Annotated in this window: 18 protein-coding genes; 15 read left to right on the top strand and 3 right to left on the bottom strand. The window is 73.5% G+C overall.

Annotation, left to right across the window (positions count from 1 at the left end; all coding sequences use genetic code 11):
• Positions 1–43: 43 nt before the first annotated feature.
• Positions 44–991: a DUF389 domain-containing protein gene (locus ACFYX3_RS03195; RefSeq protein ID WP_389007498.1), complete on the bottom strand. Its 948-nt coding sequence runs from the start codon at positions 989–991 to the stop codon at positions 44–46.
• A gap of 18 nt (positions 992–1009) precedes the next feature.
• The gene (gene coaA / locus ACFYX3_RS03190) at positions 1010–2065 is read right to left on the bottom strand and encodes a type I pantothenate kinase (RefSeq protein ID WP_376591514.1); all 1056 of its coding nucleotides are present in this window, start codon (positions 2063–2065) and stop codon (positions 1010–1012) included.
• A gap of 154 nt (positions 2066–2219) precedes the next feature.
• Between coaA and glmS the strand changes: the two genes are divergently transcribed.
• The 8 genes from glmS (at position 2220) to ACFYX3_RS03150 (ending at position 10215) form a co-directional block, all read left to right on the top strand.
• A complete protein-coding gene (glmS, locus tag ACFYX3_RS03185) occupies positions 2220–4067 on the top strand; it encodes a glutamine--fructose-6-phosphate transaminase (isomerizing) (RefSeq protein WP_389007495.1) in 1848 nt (615 codons plus the stop codon).
• Positions 4068–4074: 7 nt separating this feature from the next.
• Positions 4075–4443, top strand: coding sequence for a holo-ACP synthase (locus ACFYX3_RS03180; RefSeq protein ID WP_376591518.1), 369 nt, complete (start codon positions 4075–4077; stop codon positions 4441–4443).
• Between the two features lie 215 nt (positions 4444–4658).
• Positions 4659–6113 (top strand): NAD(P)H-hydrate dehydratase, encoded by a 1455-nt coding sequence (locus ACFYX3_RS03175; RefSeq protein ID WP_389007492.1) that lies wholly within the window; start codon positions 4659–4661, stop codon positions 6111–6113.
• Between the two features lie 122 nt (positions 6114–6235).
• The gene (locus tag ACFYX3_RS03170; protein WP_389008098.1) at positions 6236–7075 is read left to right on the top strand and encodes a L,D-transpeptidase; all 840 of its coding nucleotides are present in this window, start codon (positions 6236–6238) and stop codon (positions 7073–7075) included.
• Positions 7076–7095: 20 nt separating this feature from the next.
• On the top strand, positions 7096–8244 hold the full coding sequence (alr, locus tag ACFYX3_RS03165; RefSeq protein WP_389007490.1) for an alanine racemase: 1149 nt from the start codon (positions 7096–7098) through the stop codon (positions 8242–8244).
• A gap of 6 nt (positions 8245–8250) precedes the next feature.
• A complete protein-coding gene (locus ACFYX3_RS03160) occupies positions 8251–9417 on the top strand; it encodes an alpha/beta hydrolase (RefSeq protein ID WP_359507615.1) in 1167 nt (388 codons plus the stop codon).
• Positions 9418–9427: 10 nt separating this feature from the next.
• On the top strand, positions 9428–9928 hold the full coding sequence (tsaE, locus tag ACFYX3_RS03155) for a tRNA (adenosine(37)-N6)-threonylcarbamoyltransferase complex ATPase subunit type 1 TsaE (protein ID WP_116159322.1): 501 nt from the start codon (positions 9428–9430) through the stop codon (positions 9926–9928).
• A 140-nt stretch (positions 9929–10068) separates the two neighbouring features.
• The gene (locus ACFYX3_RS03150; RefSeq protein ID WP_382655044.1) at positions 10069–10215 is read left to right on the top strand and encodes a hypothetical protein; all 147 of its coding nucleotides are present in this window, start codon (positions 10069–10071) and stop codon (positions 10213–10215) included.
• A gap of 7 nt (positions 10216–10222) precedes the next feature.
• Here the strand turns inward: ACFYX3_RS03150 and ACFYX3_RS03145 are convergent, their stop codons facing one another.
• Positions 10223–10765: a hypothetical protein gene (locus ACFYX3_RS03145; RefSeq protein ID WP_385658224.1), complete on the bottom strand. Its 543-nt coding sequence runs from the start codon at positions 10763–10765 to the stop codon at positions 10223–10225.
• Positions 10766–10885: 120 nt separating this feature from the next.
• Between ACFYX3_RS03145 and tsaB the strand changes: the two genes are divergently transcribed.
• The 7 genes from tsaB (at position 10886) to ACFYX3_RS03110 (ending at position 16048) form a co-directional block, all read left to right on the top strand.
• Positions 10886–11542: a tRNA (adenosine(37)-N6)-threonylcarbamoyltransferase complex dimerization subunit type 1 TsaB gene (tsaB, locus tag ACFYX3_RS03140; RefSeq protein WP_376591528.1), complete on the top strand. Its 657-nt coding sequence runs from the start codon at positions 10886–10888 to the stop codon at positions 11540–11542.
• A 17-nt stretch (positions 11543–11559) separates the two neighbouring features.
• On the top strand, positions 11560–12033 hold the full coding sequence (rimI, locus tag ACFYX3_RS03135) for a ribosomal protein S18-alanine N-acetyltransferase (RefSeq protein ID WP_352024038.1): 474 nt from the start codon (positions 11560–11562) through the stop codon (positions 12031–12033).
• Positions 12023–13129: a tRNA (adenosine(37)-N6)-threonylcarbamoyltransferase complex transferase subunit TsaD gene (tsaD, locus tag ACFYX3_RS03130; RefSeq protein WP_352023931.1), complete on the top strand. Its 1107-nt coding sequence runs from the start codon at positions 12023–12025 to the stop codon at positions 13127–13129. Before rimI ends, tsaD begins: the two co-directional genes overlap by 11 nt.
• Positions 13130–13140: 11 nt before the next feature.
• Positions 13141–13380 carry a hypothetical protein gene (locus ACFYX3_RS03125; RefSeq protein WP_389008094.1) on the top strand — a complete coding sequence of 80 codons (240 nt, stop codon included), beginning with the start codon at positions 13141–13143 and terminating at the stop codon, positions 13378–13380.
• 57 nt (positions 13381–13437) lie between these two features.
• Positions 13438–14283: a polysaccharide deacetylase family protein gene (locus tag ACFYX3_RS03120; protein ID WP_389007486.1), complete on the top strand. Its 846-nt coding sequence runs from the start codon at positions 13438–13440 to the stop codon at positions 14281–14283.
• Positions 14284–14382: 99 nt separating this feature from the next.
• Complete coding sequence (locus tag ACFYX3_RS03115) at positions 14383–14748, top strand: YciI family protein (protein WP_376591534.1); 366 nt, start codon at positions 14383–14385, stop codon at positions 14746–14748.
• 64 nt (positions 14749–14812) lie between these two features.
• Complete coding sequence (locus tag ACFYX3_RS03110) at positions 14813–16048, top strand: RNA polymerase sigma factor (protein WP_389008091.1); 1236 nt, start codon at positions 14813–14815, stop codon at positions 16046–16048.
• The last annotated feature ends 7 nt before the right edge of the window (positions 16049–16055 follow it).

Raw genomic sequence — 16055 nt, 5'->3', positions numbered from 1 at the left:
AAGTGAGGGCCCCCGCCGTGTGGCGGGGGCCCTCCTCCGTTCCTCAGGCCTTCGGCGCGCGGCGCCAGCGGCCGCGCTGGGTCCGCCACAGCATCTTCTGCCCGTACAGGGTGAGCGTCCCGGCCAGCATGATGCCGAAGAGGTTGAGCGTCAGCTGCGCGATCGAGCCCCACATCTGGCTCAGGTCGCCGTAGCTGAGCGCCACCGCCGCGTTCGCGGCCGCCGGGACCGTCGTCACCGAGATCGCCACGCCCACCAGGGCCCCCGACTTGGACGAGGTCAGGGACAGGGTGCCCGCGATGCCCGCGAGCAGCGCCACGACGAAGGAGAACGGGTCCGGCTGCCAGATGAAGCTGGTGTTGGGGCGGTCCGCGTCCAGCTGCGCCTTGCTGAACAGGCCGAGCGCGTCCATCCCCAGGCTGAACACCGTCGTCGCGATCATCGCCGCCGTGAAGCCGGCGAACAGCGCCATCAGCGAGCGAGCCGCCAGCTTCGGATGGCGCTGCACGACCGCCGTGCAGACACCGGCCAGCGGGCCGAACTCCGGGCCGACCGCCATCGCGCCCACGATCAGGATCGCGTTGTCCAGGACGACACCGCAGGCCGCGATCATCGTCGCCAGGATCATGAACGCGCTGTACGTGATCGAGAGCGTCGACTCCTCGTGCGTCGCCCCCGCCAGCTGCTCCCAGATCACCGCGTCCGCCGGCTCGCCCGGGGCCTCCAGCTCGGCCGCGTCCGCCCGCGTCGACAGCGACAGGTCGATGCTCTCGACGGCGATCGAGCCGTCCTGGTCGATCCTCAGCTCCCGCAGCCCGTGCAGCAGTTCGTCGCCCGCCTCGCGGGCCACGTCGCACATCACCACGTCGCCCGAGGGGTCCCGGGCCGCGCCGGACAGCACCACCACATGGGCGGTGCCGACCGTCGACTCGATCAGCCGCACCGCAGCGGCGGTGCGGTCGGGCGGGACGATCAGCCTCAGATGCAGCATGGGGAGAGCGTACGGAGCTCAGAGCTTCCGGAGGCTCAGACGCTGCACCTTGTGGTCGGAGCCCTTGCGGACGACGAGGGTCGCCCGGCCGCGCGTCGGGGCCACGTTCTCCAGGAGGTTGACCTTGTTGATGGTCCGCCACATCGTGCGGGCGTAGTCGAAGGCCTCGTCCTCGGAGACCTGCGTCCAGCGCCGGAAGTACGAGGACGGGTCCTGGAACGCGGTGTCGCGCAGCTTCCGGAAGCGGTTCAGGTACCAGCGCTCGATGTCCTCCGGCCGGGCGTCCACGTACACCGAGAAGTCGAAGTAGTCGGCGAGACCGACGCGGGTGCGGCCGTCCTTGCCGGGCAGCGCCGGCTGGAGGACGTTGAGACCCTCCACGATGAGGATGTCCGGGCGGCGCACGACGAGCCGCTCGCCGGGCACCCGGTCGTAGATCAGGTGCGAGTAGACCGGCGCCGAGACCTCGTCCTTGCCCGCCTTGACGTCCGCGACGAAGCGGGTCAGGGCCCGGCGGTCGTACGACTCGGGGAAACCCTTGCGGGACATCAGACCGCGCGCCTTCAGCTCCTCCATCGGGTAGAGGAAGGCGTCCGTCGTCACCAGCTCCACCCGCGGATGCTCCGGCCAGCGGGCCAGGAGCGCCTGGAGCAGTCGCGAGACCGTCGACTTGCCGACGGCCACCGAACCGGCGACCCCTATGACGAACGGGGTCCCGCGCTGCTCGGCGCTCTCGCCGAGGAAGGTGTTCAGCGCGCCGCGCAGACCGCTGGTGGCCTGCACGTACAGGTTCAGCAGCCGGGACAGCGGGAGGTAGATGTCCCGCACCTCGTCGAGGTCGATGACGTCCCCGAGGCCGCGGAGCCGCTCGACCTCGTCGGCGGTCAGCGGGAGCGGCGTCTTGTCGCGCAGGGCGCTCCACTCGGCGCGGGTGAGGTCGACGTACGGGGTCGCCTCGGACGGCCGGCGGTGCCCCGTCCCGTTGCGGGGGCTCCCCTGTCCGGCGCCCTCTCCGGTCCCGGCGCCGTTGCGGGGGCCGTCTCCGTCGGAGCTTCGTGGCGGCGAAGTGATCACCCCGCCATTGTCGGGGGTCGGAGACGTCCGTGGGTCGTGGGGTCGGTCACGTGACGAAAGGCGTCATCCGGCGGGATGGCCCCCGGCGGAGTCGTCGACGCGCGCCCGGCGTCGACTCCGGCCGGTGGGAGGGGTTCCGGCGTAGCCTGCCGTCATGTGCGGAATCGTGGGATACGTCGGCGGGCAGTCGGCGCTTGATGTGGTCGTCGCGGGGCTGAAGCGGCTGGAGTACCGGGGGTACGACTCCGCAGGCGTCGCCGTGCTCGCGGACGGCGGGCTCGCCGCCGCCAAGAAGGCGGGCAAGCTCGTTAACCTGGAGAAGGAGCTCGTCGACCGGCCGCTGCCCGGCGGCTCCGTCGGCATCGGGCACACCCGCTGGGCCACCCACGGCGGCCCCACCGACGCCAACGCGCACCCGCACCTCGACAACGCCGGGCGCGTCGCCGTCGTCCACAACGGCATCATCGAGAACTTCGCCGCCCTCCGGGAGGAACTCGCCGAGCGCGGCCACACGCTGCTCTCCGAGACCGACACCGAGACCGTCGCCCACCTCCTCGCCGAGGAGTTCTCGTCCGTGGGTGATCTGGCCGAGGCCATGCGGCTCGTCTGCCGCCGCCTCGACGGCGCCTTCACCCTCGTCGCGGTCCACGCCGACCAGCCCGACGTCGTCGTCGGCGCCCGCCGGAACTCGCCGCTCGTCGTCGGCGTGGGGGAGGGCGAGAACTTCCTCGCCTCCGACGTGTCCGCCTTCATCGCCCACACCCGGTCCGCCATCGAGCTCGGTCAGGACCAGGTCGTCGAGCTGACCAGGGACGGCGTCACCGTCACCGACTTCGACGGCGTGCCCGCCGACGTCCGCGCCTACCACGTCGACTGGGACGCCTCCGCCGCCGAGAAGGGCGGCTACGACTACTTCATGCTCAAGGAGATCGCCGAGCAGCCCAAGGCCGTCGCCGACACCCTCCTCGGGCGGATCGACGGCGCCGGCCGGCTCACCCTCGACGAGGTGCGCATCCCCGACGCCGTGCTCCGCGAGGCCGACAAGGTCGTCATCGTCGCCTGCGGCACCGCGTTCCACGCCGGGCTCATCGCCAAGTACGCCATCGAGCACTGGACCCGGATCCCCTGCGAGGTCGAGCTCGCCAGCGAGTTCCGCTACCGCGACCCGATCCTCGGCCGGCGCACCCTGGTCATCGCGATCTCCCAGTCCGGCGAGACCATGGACACGCTGATGGCGCTCCGGCACGCGCGGGAGCAGGGTGCGAAGGTCCTCGCCGTCTGCAACACCAACGGCTCGACGATCCCGCGCGAGTCGGACGCGGTGCTCTACACGCACGCGGGGCCCGAGGTCGCCGTCGCCTCGACGAAGGCCTTCCTGACCCAGCTCGTCGCCTGCTACCTGCTCGCCCTCTACCTCGGGCAGGTGCGCGGCACCAAGTGGGGCGACGAGATCCACGCCGTCGTCCGCGACCTCGCCCGGATCGGCGACGACGTCGAGCGCGTCCTGGAGACCATGGAGCCCGTAAGGGCGCTCGCCCGGTCCCTCGCCGACAAGGACACGGTCCTCTTCCTCGGCCGTCACGTCGGCTACCCGGTGGCCCTGGAGGGCGCCCTGAAGCTCAAGGAGCTCGCGTACATGCACGCGGAGGGCTTCGCGGCGGGCGAGCTCAAGCACGGGCCGATCGCGCTCATCGAGGAGGACCTGCCGGTGGTGGTGGTCGTGCCCTCGCCGCGGGGTCGTTCCGTCCTCCACGACAAGATCGTCTCCAACATCCAGGAGATCCGGGCCCGTGGGGCGCGGACCATCGTCATCGCCGAGGAGGGCGACGACGCCGTCGTCCCGTACGCCGACCACCTCGTCCGCATCCCCGCCACGCCTACGCTGCTCCAGCCGCTGGTCGCCACCGTGCCGCTCCAGGTCTTCGCCTGCGAGCTCGCCACCGCGCGGGGCAACGAGGTCGACCAGCCGCGCAACCTGGCCAAATCCGTGACCGTGGAGTGAGTGGGAAATGATCATTGGGGTGGGGATCGACGTGGCGGAGATCGACCGCTTCGCCGCGTCCATCGAGCGGACACCGGGGCTGCTGCAGCGCCTCTTCGTCGAGCGGGAGATCCTCCTCCCGAGCGGCGAACGGCGCGGGCCCGCGTCCCTCGCCGTCCGCTTCGCCGCGAAGGAGGCCCTCGCGAAGGCCCTCGGAGCGCCGGGCGGCCTCCACTGGACCGACGCGGAGGTGTACGTCGAGGGCAGCGGCCAGCCACGGCTCCGCGTCCGCGGGACGGTGGCGGCCCGAGCGGCGGAACTGGGCGTCCGCCACTGGCACGTCTCCCTGAGCCACGACGCGGGGGTGGCGTCGGCGGTGGTGATCGCGGAGGGCTGAGCGCCGGGGCCTCGCCGTCCGTTGCGGGCCTGCGTCGCGCCGTTGTGCCCACCCGTTCCCCTGGGGCGGAACGGGTGGGCACAACGGACCCGCGCCCTGCCGGCGCCAGAGGCTTCCGAGCCTGGACCCGCACCGCGAGTGACGGCGCCCTGGTGGTGCGGGTCAAGGCGCGGAACGCGGAGGCGCCGCCGGGTTGGCGGCGGCAGACTGCTCGCATGCGTACCGCTTATCGCGTGGAGACCGTTCGCGCCGCCGAGGCTCAGCTCATGGCCCGCCTTCCGGACGGTGCGCTCATGCAGCGCGCCGCCGCCGGACTCGCCGCCGCCTGTTGTTCGCTGCTCGGGAAGGGACGGGTGTACGGCGCCCGGGTCGTCCTCCTCGTCGGCAGCGGTGACAACGGCGGCGACGCCCTGTACGCCGGCGCCCGGCTCGCCCGGCGCGGGGCGGGGGTGTCCGCCGTGCTGCTGGGAGAGCGCGCGCACGAGGGCGGGCTCGCCGCGCTGCGCGCCGTCGGCGGGCGCGTCGTCGACGATCCGTACGACGTGCTCGCCGGCGCCGACCTCGTCCTCGACGGCATCACCGGCATCGGTGGCCGCGGCGGCCTGCGCCCCGACGCCGTGCCCGTCGCCCGCGCCGCGCGCGGCTCCGACGCCGTCGTCGTCGCCGTCGACCTGCCGAGCGGCGTCGACGCCGACACCGGCGAGGTCCACGGCGAGGCGCTGCGGGCCGACGCGACGATCACCTTCGGGGCGTACAAGCCGGGCCTGCTCGTCGACCCGGCACGGGAGTACGCGGGCGCCCTCCGGCTCGTCGACATCGGCCTCGGCGACGTCCTTCCCGGCGTGCCGGACCTGGAGGCCCTCCAGCACGAGGACCTGGCGTGGCTGCTGCCCGTGCCGGGCGCCGAGAGCGACAAGTACCGGCGGGGTGTCGTCGGGGTTCTCGCCGGATCGGCACGTTATCCGGGTGCCGCCGTGCTCGCCGTCGCCGGCGCGCTGCGCGGCGGGGCGGGGGCCGTGCGGTACGTGGGCCACGCCGGCGACAGGGTGATCGCCGCGCACCCCGAGACCCTGGTGCACCCCGGGCCCCCCGACAAGGCCGGCCGCGTCCAGTCCTGGGTCGTCGGGCCCGGCCTCGGGGAGGGCCCGGGCACCGCGGTCGCCGTCGCGGAGGTCCTCGCCTCGGACGTTCCCGTACTCGTCGACGCGGACGGCCTGCGGGGGCTCTCGCCGGACGCCGTGCGGTCCCGTACGGCGCCGACCCTGCTCACCCCGCACGCCGGCGAGGCGGCGGCGCTGCTCGGCGTCGCGCGGGAGGAGGTCGAGGCCGGGCGCCTGGCGGCGGTGCGCGAACTGGCGGGCCGTTTCGGGGCGACGGTCCTCCTGAAGGGCTCGACGACGGTGGTGTGCGGGGCGGGCGGGGAGGGTCCCGTACGGGTGAACCCGACGGGGACGTCGTGGCTGGCGACGGCGGGGAGCGGCGACGTCCTGTCGGGGCTCGCGGGGTCGCTCCTCGCGGCGGGGCTTCGGGCCTTCGACGCGGCCTCCTGTGCGGCGTACCTGCACGGGCTTGCCGCGCGACGGGCGTCGGAAGGGGGCGCGCCGGTGACGGCGACGGAGGTCGCGGACGCCCTGAAGGGGGCGTGGCTGGACGTGACGGGCGCGCCGTAGGGAGTTCGCCCCCCACTCGGGCGAACACCGTTGACCCAGCCGTGGGTTCCCGCGCGCCTGCGGTGCGCGGGGCGGATTGGGTGGGCGGGGTGACCAGTTGGAGAAGCCGTACCGCACCCGTGTTGTTCGCTCTCGCCGCCTCCCTCGCGCTGGGGCCCGTCGCCCTCGCCGCCCCGCCCGCCGGTGGCCTCCTCGCCGCGGATCCCGATCCGCTCGTGCCCGGCGTCGTCGGGGGCGGGCGGGCCGAGTATCCGATGGATACGCCCGATCAGGTGCTGCCGCCCCTGCAGACGGAGGGGGACGCGGCCGTGCCCGAGCCCGAGGAGCAGGTCGACGAGCTCGTCGAGTTCCTGCCGCGCAGCGCCGTCGGCGGGGCCGCCTGCACCGCGAAGACGGGGACCTATCAGCGGCAGGTCGAGCGACTGCTCCGGCTTCCCGTGGACGGGAAGCAGTCCGCCGCCGACTGCCGGGCGATCCGCGCCTTCCAGGTGAAGGAGAAGATCAAGCCGGCCGTCGGCTTCGCCGGGCCCGTCACCTGGGCCCGCGCCGAGCTGCTCGCCGCCCGGAAGAACCTCGACCCGGGCCGGCGCTGCCCCGTGAAGTCGTACGCGGTCGCCTGCGTCGACCTCGACCGTCAGCTCATGTGGGTGCAAAAGGGGAAGAAGGTGACATACGCGGTGGTCAACGTGCGGACCGGGCGGCCCGGTTACGCCACCCGCACCGGCTGGCACACCGTCTACCGGCGTCACAAGGACCACTGGTCGTCCATCTACGACACCCCCATGCCGTACGCCCAGTTCTTCAGCGGCGGCCAGGCCTTCCACGCCGTATACGGACAGCTCGCCACGCCCGGCGGCAGCCGTGGCTGCGTCAATCTCAGCTACGCGAACGCGGGGAAACTCTGGGGCGTCCTCCGCAAGGGTGACCGGGTCTACATCTGGGGAAAGCGGCCCGGGCACTGACACCTGAGAGACTGGGCGCGATGACTGAGACACCTCCGCCCCCCAGGGCCCGCGCCGAGATCGACCTCGGCGCGCTGCGTGCGAACGTCCGCACGCTGCGCGCCCGCGTCGCCCCCCACGTCCGGATCATGGCCGTGGTCAAGGCCGACGCGTACGGACACGGCGCCCTGCGCTGCGCCCGCGCCGCCCTGGAAGCGGGCGCGGACTGGCTCGGGACGGCCACCCCGCACGAGGCGCTCGCGCTGCGCGCCGCCGGGATCACGGACGTGCCGGTCATGTGCTGGCTCTGGACGCCGGGCGATCCCTGGGACCAGGGCATCGAGGCCGGGCTCGACATGTCCGTGAGCGGGATGTGGGCCCTGGAGGAGGTCGTCCGGGCCGCCAAGGCGGTCGGGAAGACCGCCCGTATTCAGCTCAAGGCCGACACCGGGCTCGGACGCAACGGCTGCCAGCCCGCCGACTGGCCCGAGCTCGTCGAGGCCGCGCTCAAGGCGGAGGTCGACGGGCTCGTCAAGGTGACCGGCCTCTGGTCCCACTTCGCCTGCGCGGACGAGCCGCACCACCCGTCCATCGCCGCCCAGCTCGACGTCTTCCGCCAGATGCTCGACCACGCCGAGCGGGCGGGGGTGCGTCCCGAGGTCCGGCACATCGCGAACTCGCCGGCCACCCTCACCCTGCCCGAGGCCCACTTCGACCTGGTCCGGCCCGGCATCGCGATGTACGGCGTCTCGCCGAGCCCCGAGCTCGGCACCTCCGCCGAGCTCGGCCTGCGGCCCGTCATGTCGCTCAAGGCGAGCGTCGCGCTGGTGAAGCAGGTGCCCGCCGGGCACGGGGTGAGTTACGGGCACCACTACGTGACCGGCGAGGCGACCACCCTCGGGCTCGTCCCGCTCGGGTACGCCGACGGGGTTCCCCGGCACGCCTCCGGGCGCGGGCCCGTCCTCGTCGACGGCCGCGTCCGCACGGTCGCGGGGCGCGTCGCCATGGACCAGTTCGTGGTCGACCTCGGCGGGGACACCCCCGAGCCCGGCACCGAGGCGGTGCTCTTCGGCCCCGGCGACGGGGGCGAGCCGACCGCCGAGGACTGGGCGGTGGCCGCCGACACCATCGCGTACGAGATCGTCACCCGGATCGGCGCGCGCGTCCCGCGCGTCTACCTGGGGGAGTAGCCCGCCATGGCGGAGTCGAGCGGCAGCAGCTGGCGGAGGGCCGGGTTCGCCGGTGCCGCGATAGGCGTCCTCGCCGCCGGAGCGGCCGCGGGGGTCGCCGTCGAGCGGCTCACGGTCGGCCGTTCCGTACGGCAGAAGGCGCGGCTCGCCCTGGACGCCGCCGGGCCGTACGGCGGGCTGCGGGGCACGCCCGGCCGGGCCCTCGCCGACGACGGGACCGTCCTGTACTACGAGGTGGACGAGGTCGAGCCGGACACCTCCTCGCCCGGCCGCCGCCGGCGGCTCTTCGGGCGGAAGGCACCCGCCCCCGTCACCGTCGTCTTCAGCCACGGCTACTGCCTCAACCAGGACTCCTGGCACTTCCAGCGGGCCGCCCTGCGCGGGCTCGTCCGCACCGTCCACTGGGACCAGCGCAGCCACGGCCGCTCCGGGCACGGGAACTCCCAGGCCGGGCCCGACGGGGTGCCCGTCTCCATCGACCTCCTCGGCCGCGACCTGAAGGCCGTCCTCGACGCGGCCGCGCCCGAGGGGCCGCTCGTGCTCGTCGGTCACTCCATGGGCGGCATGACGGTGATGGCGCTCGCCGAGCAGTACCCGGAGCTGATCCGCGACCGGGTCGCCGGCGTCGCCCTCGTCGGCACCTCGGCGGGCAAGCTGGACGAGGTGTCGTACGGGCTGCCGCTCGCCGGCGTCAACGCCGTCCGGCGGGTCCTGCCGGGCGTCCTGCGGGCCCTCGGCTCCCAGGCCGAGCTGGTCGAGCGCGGGCGCCGGGCGACCGCCGACCTGTTCGCCGGGCTGATCAAGAAGTACTCGTTCGCCTCGAAGGACGTCGACCCGGCCGTCGCCCGCTTCGCCGAGCGGATGATCGAGTCGACCCCGATCGACGTCGTCGCCGCCTTCTACCCGGCCTTCGCCGAGCACGACAAGGCCGCCGCCCTCGCCGCCTTCGGCGAGCTGCCGGTGCTCGCGCTCGCCGGCGACAACGACCTGGTCACCCCCAGCTCGCACACCGAGGCCATCGCCGCCCTCCTGCCGGACGCGGAGCTGGTCATCGTCCCGGACGCGGGCCATCTGGTGATGCTGGAGCACCCGGAGGCGGTCACCGACCGCCTGGCCGACCTGCTCGTGCGGGCCGGTGCCGTCCCGGCGGGGGAGTCGTTCCGTACGAGCTAAGTTGGCACGTATGGAAGCAGCTCATCCGCCCGTCTCCGGCGCCACCCTCTCCGTCGACTCCCCGCAGCAGATGCAGGAGCTCGGCCGCCGGCTCGCGAAGGTCCTCCGCCCCGGCGACCTCGTCATGCTCACCGGCGAGCTCGGCGCCGGGAAGACCACCCTGACCCGCGGCCTCGGCGAGGGCCTCGGGGTGCGGGGGGCCGTCACCTCCCCGACCTTCGTCATCGCCCGCGTCCACCCGTCCCTGGTCGGCGGCCCGGCCCTCGTCCACGTCGACGCGTACCGCCTCGGCGGCGGGCTCGACGAGATGGAGGACCTCGACCTGGACGTCTCGCTGCCCGAGTCCGTGGTCGTCGTCGAATGGGGCGACGGCAAGGTCGAGGAGCTGACCGACGACCGCCTGCACCTCCTCATCCACCGGGTGACCGGAGACACCGACGACGACCGGCGCACGGTCGTGCTGCGCGGGATCGGCGCGCGCTGGGCCGGCGAGGAGCTCACGCTGATCTGACCGCACACGTGGCGGCGCGCACGTATCCGAACGCACGTAGATTCCGACAACGTGTCGGGAAGGTGTTGCGTGGGTCCCGCGAGCCGTGGTGACATGGATGCACGAGCTGGTTAGGTGTACCTAACCTACGGGAGGCATGCATGGCGACGCCCGAACGCGCGGAACCCGGCCGGGACCACGTCTCGATGAGTGAGCTGCTCGCGTCCTGCGCGGCCGCTCGCGCGCTGTCGACCCCGCCGCCGGCCGAACCCGAAGAGGAAGAGGCCGTACGGGACGAGGCGGCGTAGCCGAGGCTCAGGAGACGACGACGACCTTCGCGCCGATCACCGCGAACGTCCACATCGCGTCGCCGTCGGCCCGCTTCATCCGGATGCCGCCGGTCTTCCTCGCCGGGTCCGGGGACGGCGTCGAGCCGTCGACCGCCGCGCTGAAGCCGATCGCCACGTCCTGCGCCGTCGCGAAGCGGACGACGTGCTCGATCCGCACGCCGTCCGAGCCGCGCACCGAGCCCGAGCGCGAGCCCACCGTGTACGCGCCGGGCAGCGGGTCGACCGTGCTCGGCCACACCTCGAACGTCCGGGTCGCCTTGCCCCGGGCGTCCACGAGCCACACCCGGCGGTCGGACAGCGCGTACACCACGCGCTCGCCCGTGCCCGAGCCCGCCGGGACCGCGAGGGGGTCCTTCGCCGGCTGCTTCGGGCCGCCGCTCGGCGAGACCGAGGGGGTGGTCCTGCCCGACGCCGGCGGCTTCACCGACAGGTCGGCCGGGGCGTTCGCCGAGGCCTGGTAGGCGAGGAAGCAGACCGCGGCGACGGCCGCCGCCGTGAGCCCGGCCACGAATCCCGAGCTGCTCCGTGCCACCGTGCCCACCTTTCGTACGAACGTATCGAAGGGTGACGGTAGCAGCCGCCGGACCGAGGTTCGGGGCAGCGTGCCCGGGAGCCGTAGGCTGTTCGCGTGCTGTTGCTCGCCATGGATACCGCCACCCCCGCCGTCACCGTCGCCCTCCACGACGGCGAGGCCGTCGTCGCCTCGTCGGGCCAGGTCGACGCCCGCCGCCACGGGGAGCTGTTGCTGCCCGCCGTCGACCGGGTCCTCCAGGAGGCCGGGCTGAAACTCGACGCGGTCACCGGGATCGTCGTCGGCGTCGGCCCCGGCCCGTACACCGGGCTCCGGGTCGGCCTCGTCACGGCGGCGGCCTTCTCCTCCGCGCTCGGCGTGCCCGTGCACGGCCTGTGCACCCTCGACGGCCTCGCGTACGCCTCCGGGATCGACGAGCCCTTCGCCGTCGCCACGGACGCGCGCCGCAAGGAGGTCTACTGGGCGCGGTACGAGGACTCCCGTACGCGGGTGACCGAGGCGTCCGTCGACCGGCCCGCCGACATCGCCGAGTCCCTCGCCGGGCTTCCGGTGGTCGGCGCGGGCGCGCTCCTCTACCCGGACGCCTTCCCGGACGCCCGCGAGCCCGAGCACCAGTCGGCCGCCGCGCTCGCCGCCCTCGCGGCGGAGAGGCTGGCCGCGGGCGAGGGCGGCTTCCTCGATCCGCTGCCGATGTACCTGCGCCGGCCCGACGCGCAGGTGCCGAAGAACTACAAGGTGGTCACCCCCAAGTGACGGCCGTGCTCCGTGAGATGCGCTGGTGGGACATCGAGCCCGTGCTCGCGCTCGAAGCCGAGCTGTTCCCCGAGGACGCCTGGTCGGAGGGGATGTTCTGGTCGGAGCTCGCGCACGCCAGGGGCCCCGCGGCCACCCGCCACTACGTCGTCGCGGAGGACCCCGCCGGCGGCCGGCTCGTCGGCTACGCCGGGCTCGCCGCCGCCGGCGGCCTCGGCGACGTCCAGACCATCGCCGTAGCCCGCGACCAGTGGGGCACGGGCCTCGGCGCCCGGCTCCTCACCGACCTCCTCCAGGCCGCGACCGCCTTCGAGTGCGAAGAGGTCCTCCTCGAAGTACGCGTGGACAACACCCGGGCCCAGAAGCTCTACGAGCGCTTCGGCTTCGAGCCCATCGGCTTCCGCCGCGGCTACTACCAGCCCGGCAACGTGGACGCGCTCGTGATGCGACACACCGTTCAAGGAACAGAGACTGATTCAGATGGCTGCTGACGAACCGCTCGTACTCGGCATCGAGACCTCCTGCGACGAGACCGGCGTCGGCATCGTCCACGGGACCACGCTCCTCGCCGACGCCGTCGCCTCCAGCGTCGACACCCACGCCCGCTTCGGCGGCGTCGTGCCCGAGATCGCCTCCCGCGCCCACCTGGAGGCCATGGTCCCGACGATCGAGCGCGCCCTGAAGACGGCCGGGATCTCCGCGAAGGACCTCGACGGCATCGCCGTCACCGCGGGCCCCGGCCTCGCGGGCGCCCTGCTCGTCGGCGTCTCCGCCGCCAAGGCGTACGCCTACGCCCTCGGCAAGCCGCTCTACGGCGTCAACCACCTCGCCTCGCACATCTGCGTCGACCAGCTGGAGCACGGCAAGCTGCCCGAGCCGACGATGGCCCTGCTCGTCTCCGGCGGGCACTCCTCGCTGCTGCTCTCCGCCGACATCACCTCCGACGTGCGGCCGATGGGCGCCACCATCGACGACGCGGCCGGCGAGGCCTTCGACAAGATCGCCCGCGTGCTCGACCTGGGCTTCCCCGGCGGACCGGTCATCGACCGGCTCGCCAAGGAGGGCGACCCGGCGGCGATCGCCTTCCCGCGCGGCCTCAGCGGCTCCCGGGACCCCGCGTACGACTTCTCCTTCTCCGGCCTCAAGACGGCCGTGGCCCGCTGGATCGAGGCCAAGCGGGCGGCCGGCGAGGACGTGCCCGTACGGGACGTCGCCGCGTCCTTCCAGGAGGCGGTCGTCGACGTGCTCACCCGCAAGGCCGTCCGGGCCTGCAAGGACGAGGGCGTCGACCACCTGATGATCGGCGGCGGCGTCGCCGCCAACTCGCGGCTCCGGGCCCTCGCCCAGGAGCGCTGCGAGCGCGCCGGGATCCGGCTGCGGGTGCCCCGGCCGGGCCTGTGCACGGACAACGGCGCGATGGTCGCGGCCCTCGGCTCCGAGATGGTCGCCCGCAACCGGCCGGCCTCCGACCTGGAGCTGTCGGCGGACTCGTCGCTGCCGGTGACGGACCCCCACGTGCCCGGTGCGTCGCACGACCACGGCCACGACCACGTGCACGAGGTCAGCAAGGAGAACCTGTACTCGTGAGGCTCACGCTCATGTGGGAGGCCAGGGCCGCCCGGGGCCGGGGCGCCGAGCTCCTGGAGTGGGCGCGGGCGCGGGTCCTCGCCCGTGAGCCGGTCCGCCGGGAGGTCTTCCGGGCCCCGCAGGACCGGGTCCTCGTCCTCACCTGGTGGGAGGCGGACGCGTTCGACGCCGAGCTGCCCGAGCTGCCGGAGCCGGACGCGGAGCTGATCACCCGTCCGGTCCACCGCTGGCGCTTCGAATCGGTCGAATAAGCGATATCGGCTCGAAAATAGAGCAACCTTTCGACCGCTTCGGGCATCCCACAGCGCGTGAAGAAGACGATCGCGCTGTGGGCGACCCTGACCGCCGTCGCCCTCCTGGTGACCGGCTGCACGGCGGAGGAGCCGTCCGCCGCGGCCGCACCCCTCCCGGAGCGGACGAGCGCACCAGCAGCCACGCCCTCCGCCGAGGACAAGGCCCCCGGAGCCGCCGCTGCCGCCGCGTACCGGAAGTGGGGTCTGAAGCCCTTCGCCGCCCCGCCCGCACCGCCCGCCGTCAAGCCGGTGGTCCGCGCGGCCGGCGGGCCGGTGCCCGTCATCAGCGAGATCCCCACCCGCGAGAAGATCGTCTTCATCACGATCGACGACGGGGCCGAGAAGGACCCCGGGTTCGTGCGGATGATGAAGGACCTCAAGGTCCCGTTCACGATGTTCCTCACGGACTCGGCCATCCGCACCGACTACCCGTACTTCGCGCCGCTCATGGCCCAGGGCAACGGCCTCGCCAACCACACCCTCACCCACCCCAACCTGCGCACCCTCTCCCCGGAGGCCCAGCGCCGCGAGATATGCGGCCAGCAGACGAAGCTGAAGCAGCGGTACGGCACCACCCCGCGGCTCTTCCGCCCGCCGTACGGCAACTGGAACGAGGCCACGCGCGCGGCGGCGGGGGAGTGCGGGCTCGACGCGATCGTGCTGTGGCGCGAGTCCATGCAGATCAAGAACATGCAGTACCAGCGCGGCGACCGGAAGCTGCACCCCGGCGACATCATCCTGGCCCACTTCCGCGGCCCGTCCGAGCTCAAGGGCCGGACGATGACCGAGATGACGGCGACGATGCTGCGGAAGATCCAGGAGCAGGGCTTCACGGTCGCGCGCCTGGAGGACTACGTCTGAGAAATTCTCCGGGCGCGGTGTCGATGCGGACGGATCCCGTTCGACGTATGTGTGGACGGCGGGGAACGGCCCCGCCCACCGCACCACCGAGGAGTCGTCATGCCCCGCTACCTGTCCCTCGTGCGCATCGAGGAGAACACCATCGACATGGAGAGCGCCGACCCCGGCTTCGAGCAGCGCATGGGCGCCCTCTTCGAGGAGATCACCAAGGCCGGCGCCATGGTGGACACGGCCGGGCTCAAGCCGACCGCAGAGGCCACCCGGATCACCTGGTCGGACGGGAAGCTGTCGTTCACCGACGGCCCGTTCACCGAGACCAAGGAGGTCGTCGGCGGCTACGCGATGCTCCAGTGCAAGGACATGGCCGAGGCCGTCGAGTGGGGGAAGCGGTTCCTGGCCGTCCACCCGCCGCACTGGAAGGTCGGCCTGGAGGTCCGCGAGGTCGAGGAGATGCCGGAAGGCTGACCCGCGCTGTGCTGTCATGTGAGACGTGACGGTGGTGGAGAGCACGCTGGAGACGGTCTTCCGGATGGAGTCGGCGCGGATCATCGCCACCGTGGCGCGGATCGTCCGTGACGTCGGCATCGCCGAGGAGCTCGCCCAGGACGCGCTCGTCTCCGCCCTGGAGCAGTGGCCGCGGTCAGGAGTCCCGGACAGCCCGGGGGCCTGGCTGACGGCCGCCGCCAAGCACCGCGCCGTCGACCTCGTGCGGCGCCGCGAGACGTACGCGCGGAAGCTCGCCGAGGTGGGCCGGACGCTCTCGGAGGAGTCGTACGACCCCGAGCCGTCGGGACCGGGCGACATCGACGACGACGTGCTCCGGCTCGTCTTCACCACCTGCCACCCGGTGCTCTCCGCCGACGCGCGCGCGGCGCTCACGCTGCGGCTCGTCGGCGGGCTCCGGACGGACGAGATCGCCCGTGCCTTCCTCGTCCCGGAGGCGACGGTCGCGGCCCGGATCACCCGCGCCAAGCGGACGCTCGCGAAGGAGGGCGTGGAGTTCGAGGTGCCGTACGGGGAGGAGCGGGCGGCCCGGCTCGGCTCCGTCCTGGAGGTCGTCTACCTGATCTTCAACGAGGGGTACGCGGCGACCGCGGGCGACGACCTGCTGCGGCCCGGCCTGTGCGAGGACGCGCTGCGGCTCGCCCGGGGCCTGGCCGCCCTGATGCCCGCCGAGAGCGAGGCGCACGGCCTGTCCGCCCTCCTCGAACTCCAGGCCTCCCGCATCCCCGCCCGCACCGGCCCCGACGGGCGGCCGGTGCTCCTCGCCGACCAGAACCGCAGCCGCTGGAACCGGCTGTTGACGCGCCGCGGATACGCGGCCCTCGCCCGCGCCGGGGACGGCCGCGCCTACGGGCCGTACGCCCTCCAGGCCGCGATCGCCGCCTGCCACGCGCGGGCCGCCTCGTACGAGGAGACGGACTGGGCGACCATCGCCGCGCTCTACGACCGGCTCGGCACCCTCACCCCCTCCCCGGTCGTCGAGTTGAACCGCGCGGTCGCCGTGTCGATGACCGAGGGCCCCGCCGCGGCCCTCGCCCTCGTCGACGCGCTCGCCGCCGAACCGGCCCTGGCCCGCTACCACTTGCTCCCGAGCGTCCGCGGCGACCTCCTGGCCCGCCTCGGCCGTACGGAGGAGGCCCGTGCGGAGTTCGAGCGCGCGGCCGCGCTCACGAGGAACGAGAGCGAACGGGAACTGCTGTTGGGGCGCGCGGGCGAGGTGACGGGTGCCCGCGCCGAGGAGTCCCGGCGCGGCGCGCCTTAGGGTGCTG

This window comes from Streptomyces sp. NPDC002463 (assembly GCF_042889835.1).
Taxonomy (GTDB): Bacteria; Actinomycetota; Actinomycetes; order Streptomycetales; family Streptomycetaceae; genus Streptomyces; species Streptomyces nymphaeiformis.
The sequence above is the reverse complement of the archived record's forward strand: the minus strand, read 5'-3'. Positions and strand labels throughout refer to the sequence as shown.

What these genes read in the sequence shown, in the direction of transcription:
- ACFYX3_RS03195 (WP_389007498.1), bottom strand. Translation starts at nt 991, where the DNA reads ATGCTGCATCTGAGGCTGATCGTCCCGCCCGACCGCACCGCCGCTGCG.
- glmS (WP_389007495.1), top strand. Translation starts at nt 2,220, where the DNA reads ATGTGCGGAATCGTGGGATACGTCGGCGGGCAGTCGGCGCTTGATGTG.
- ACFYX3_RS03180 (WP_376591518.1), top strand. Translation starts at nt 4,075, where the DNA reads ATGATCATTGGGGTGGGGATCGACGTGGCGGAGATCGACCGCTTCGCC.
- ACFYX3_RS03175 (WP_389007492.1), top strand. Translation starts at nt 4,659, where the DNA reads ATGCGTACCGCTTATCGCGTGGAGACCGTTCGCGCCGCCGAGGCTCAG.
- alr (WP_389007490.1), top strand. Translation starts at nt 7,096, where the DNA reads ATGACTGAGACACCTCCGCCCCCCAGGGCCCGCGCCGAGATCGACCTC.
- ACFYX3_RS03160 (WP_359507615.1), top strand. Translation starts at nt 8,251, where the DNA reads ATGGCGGAGTCGAGCGGCAGCAGCTGGCGGAGGGCCGGGTTCGCCGGT.
- tsaE (WP_116159322.1), top strand. Translation starts at nt 9,428, where the DNA reads ATGGAAGCAGCTCATCCGCCCGTCTCCGGCGCCACCCTCTCCGTCGAC.
- ACFYX3_RS03150 (WP_382655044.1), top strand. Translation starts at nt 10,069, where the DNA reads ATGGCGACGCCCGAACGCGCGGAACCCGGCCGGGACCACGTCTCGATG.
- rimI (WP_352024038.1), top strand. Translation starts at nt 11,560, where the DNA reads ATGCGCTGGTGGGACATCGAGCCCGTGCTCGCGCTCGAAGCCGAGCTG.
- tsaD (WP_352023931.1), top strand. Translation starts at nt 12,023, where the DNA reads ATGGCTGCTGACGAACCGCTCGTACTCGGCATCGAGACCTCCTGCGAC.
- ACFYX3_RS03125 (WP_389008094.1), top strand. Translation starts at nt 13,141, where the DNA reads ATGTGGGAGGCCAGGGCCGCCCGGGGCCGGGGCGCCGAGCTCCTGGAG.
- ACFYX3_RS03115 (WP_376591534.1), top strand. Translation starts at nt 14,383, where the DNA reads ATGCCCCGCTACCTGTCCCTCGTGCGCATCGAGGAGAACACCATCGAC.
- ACFYX3_RS03110 (WP_389008091.1), top strand. Translation starts at nt 14,813, where the DNA reads ATGGAGTCGGCGCGGATCATCGCCACCGTGGCGCGGATCGTCCGTGAC.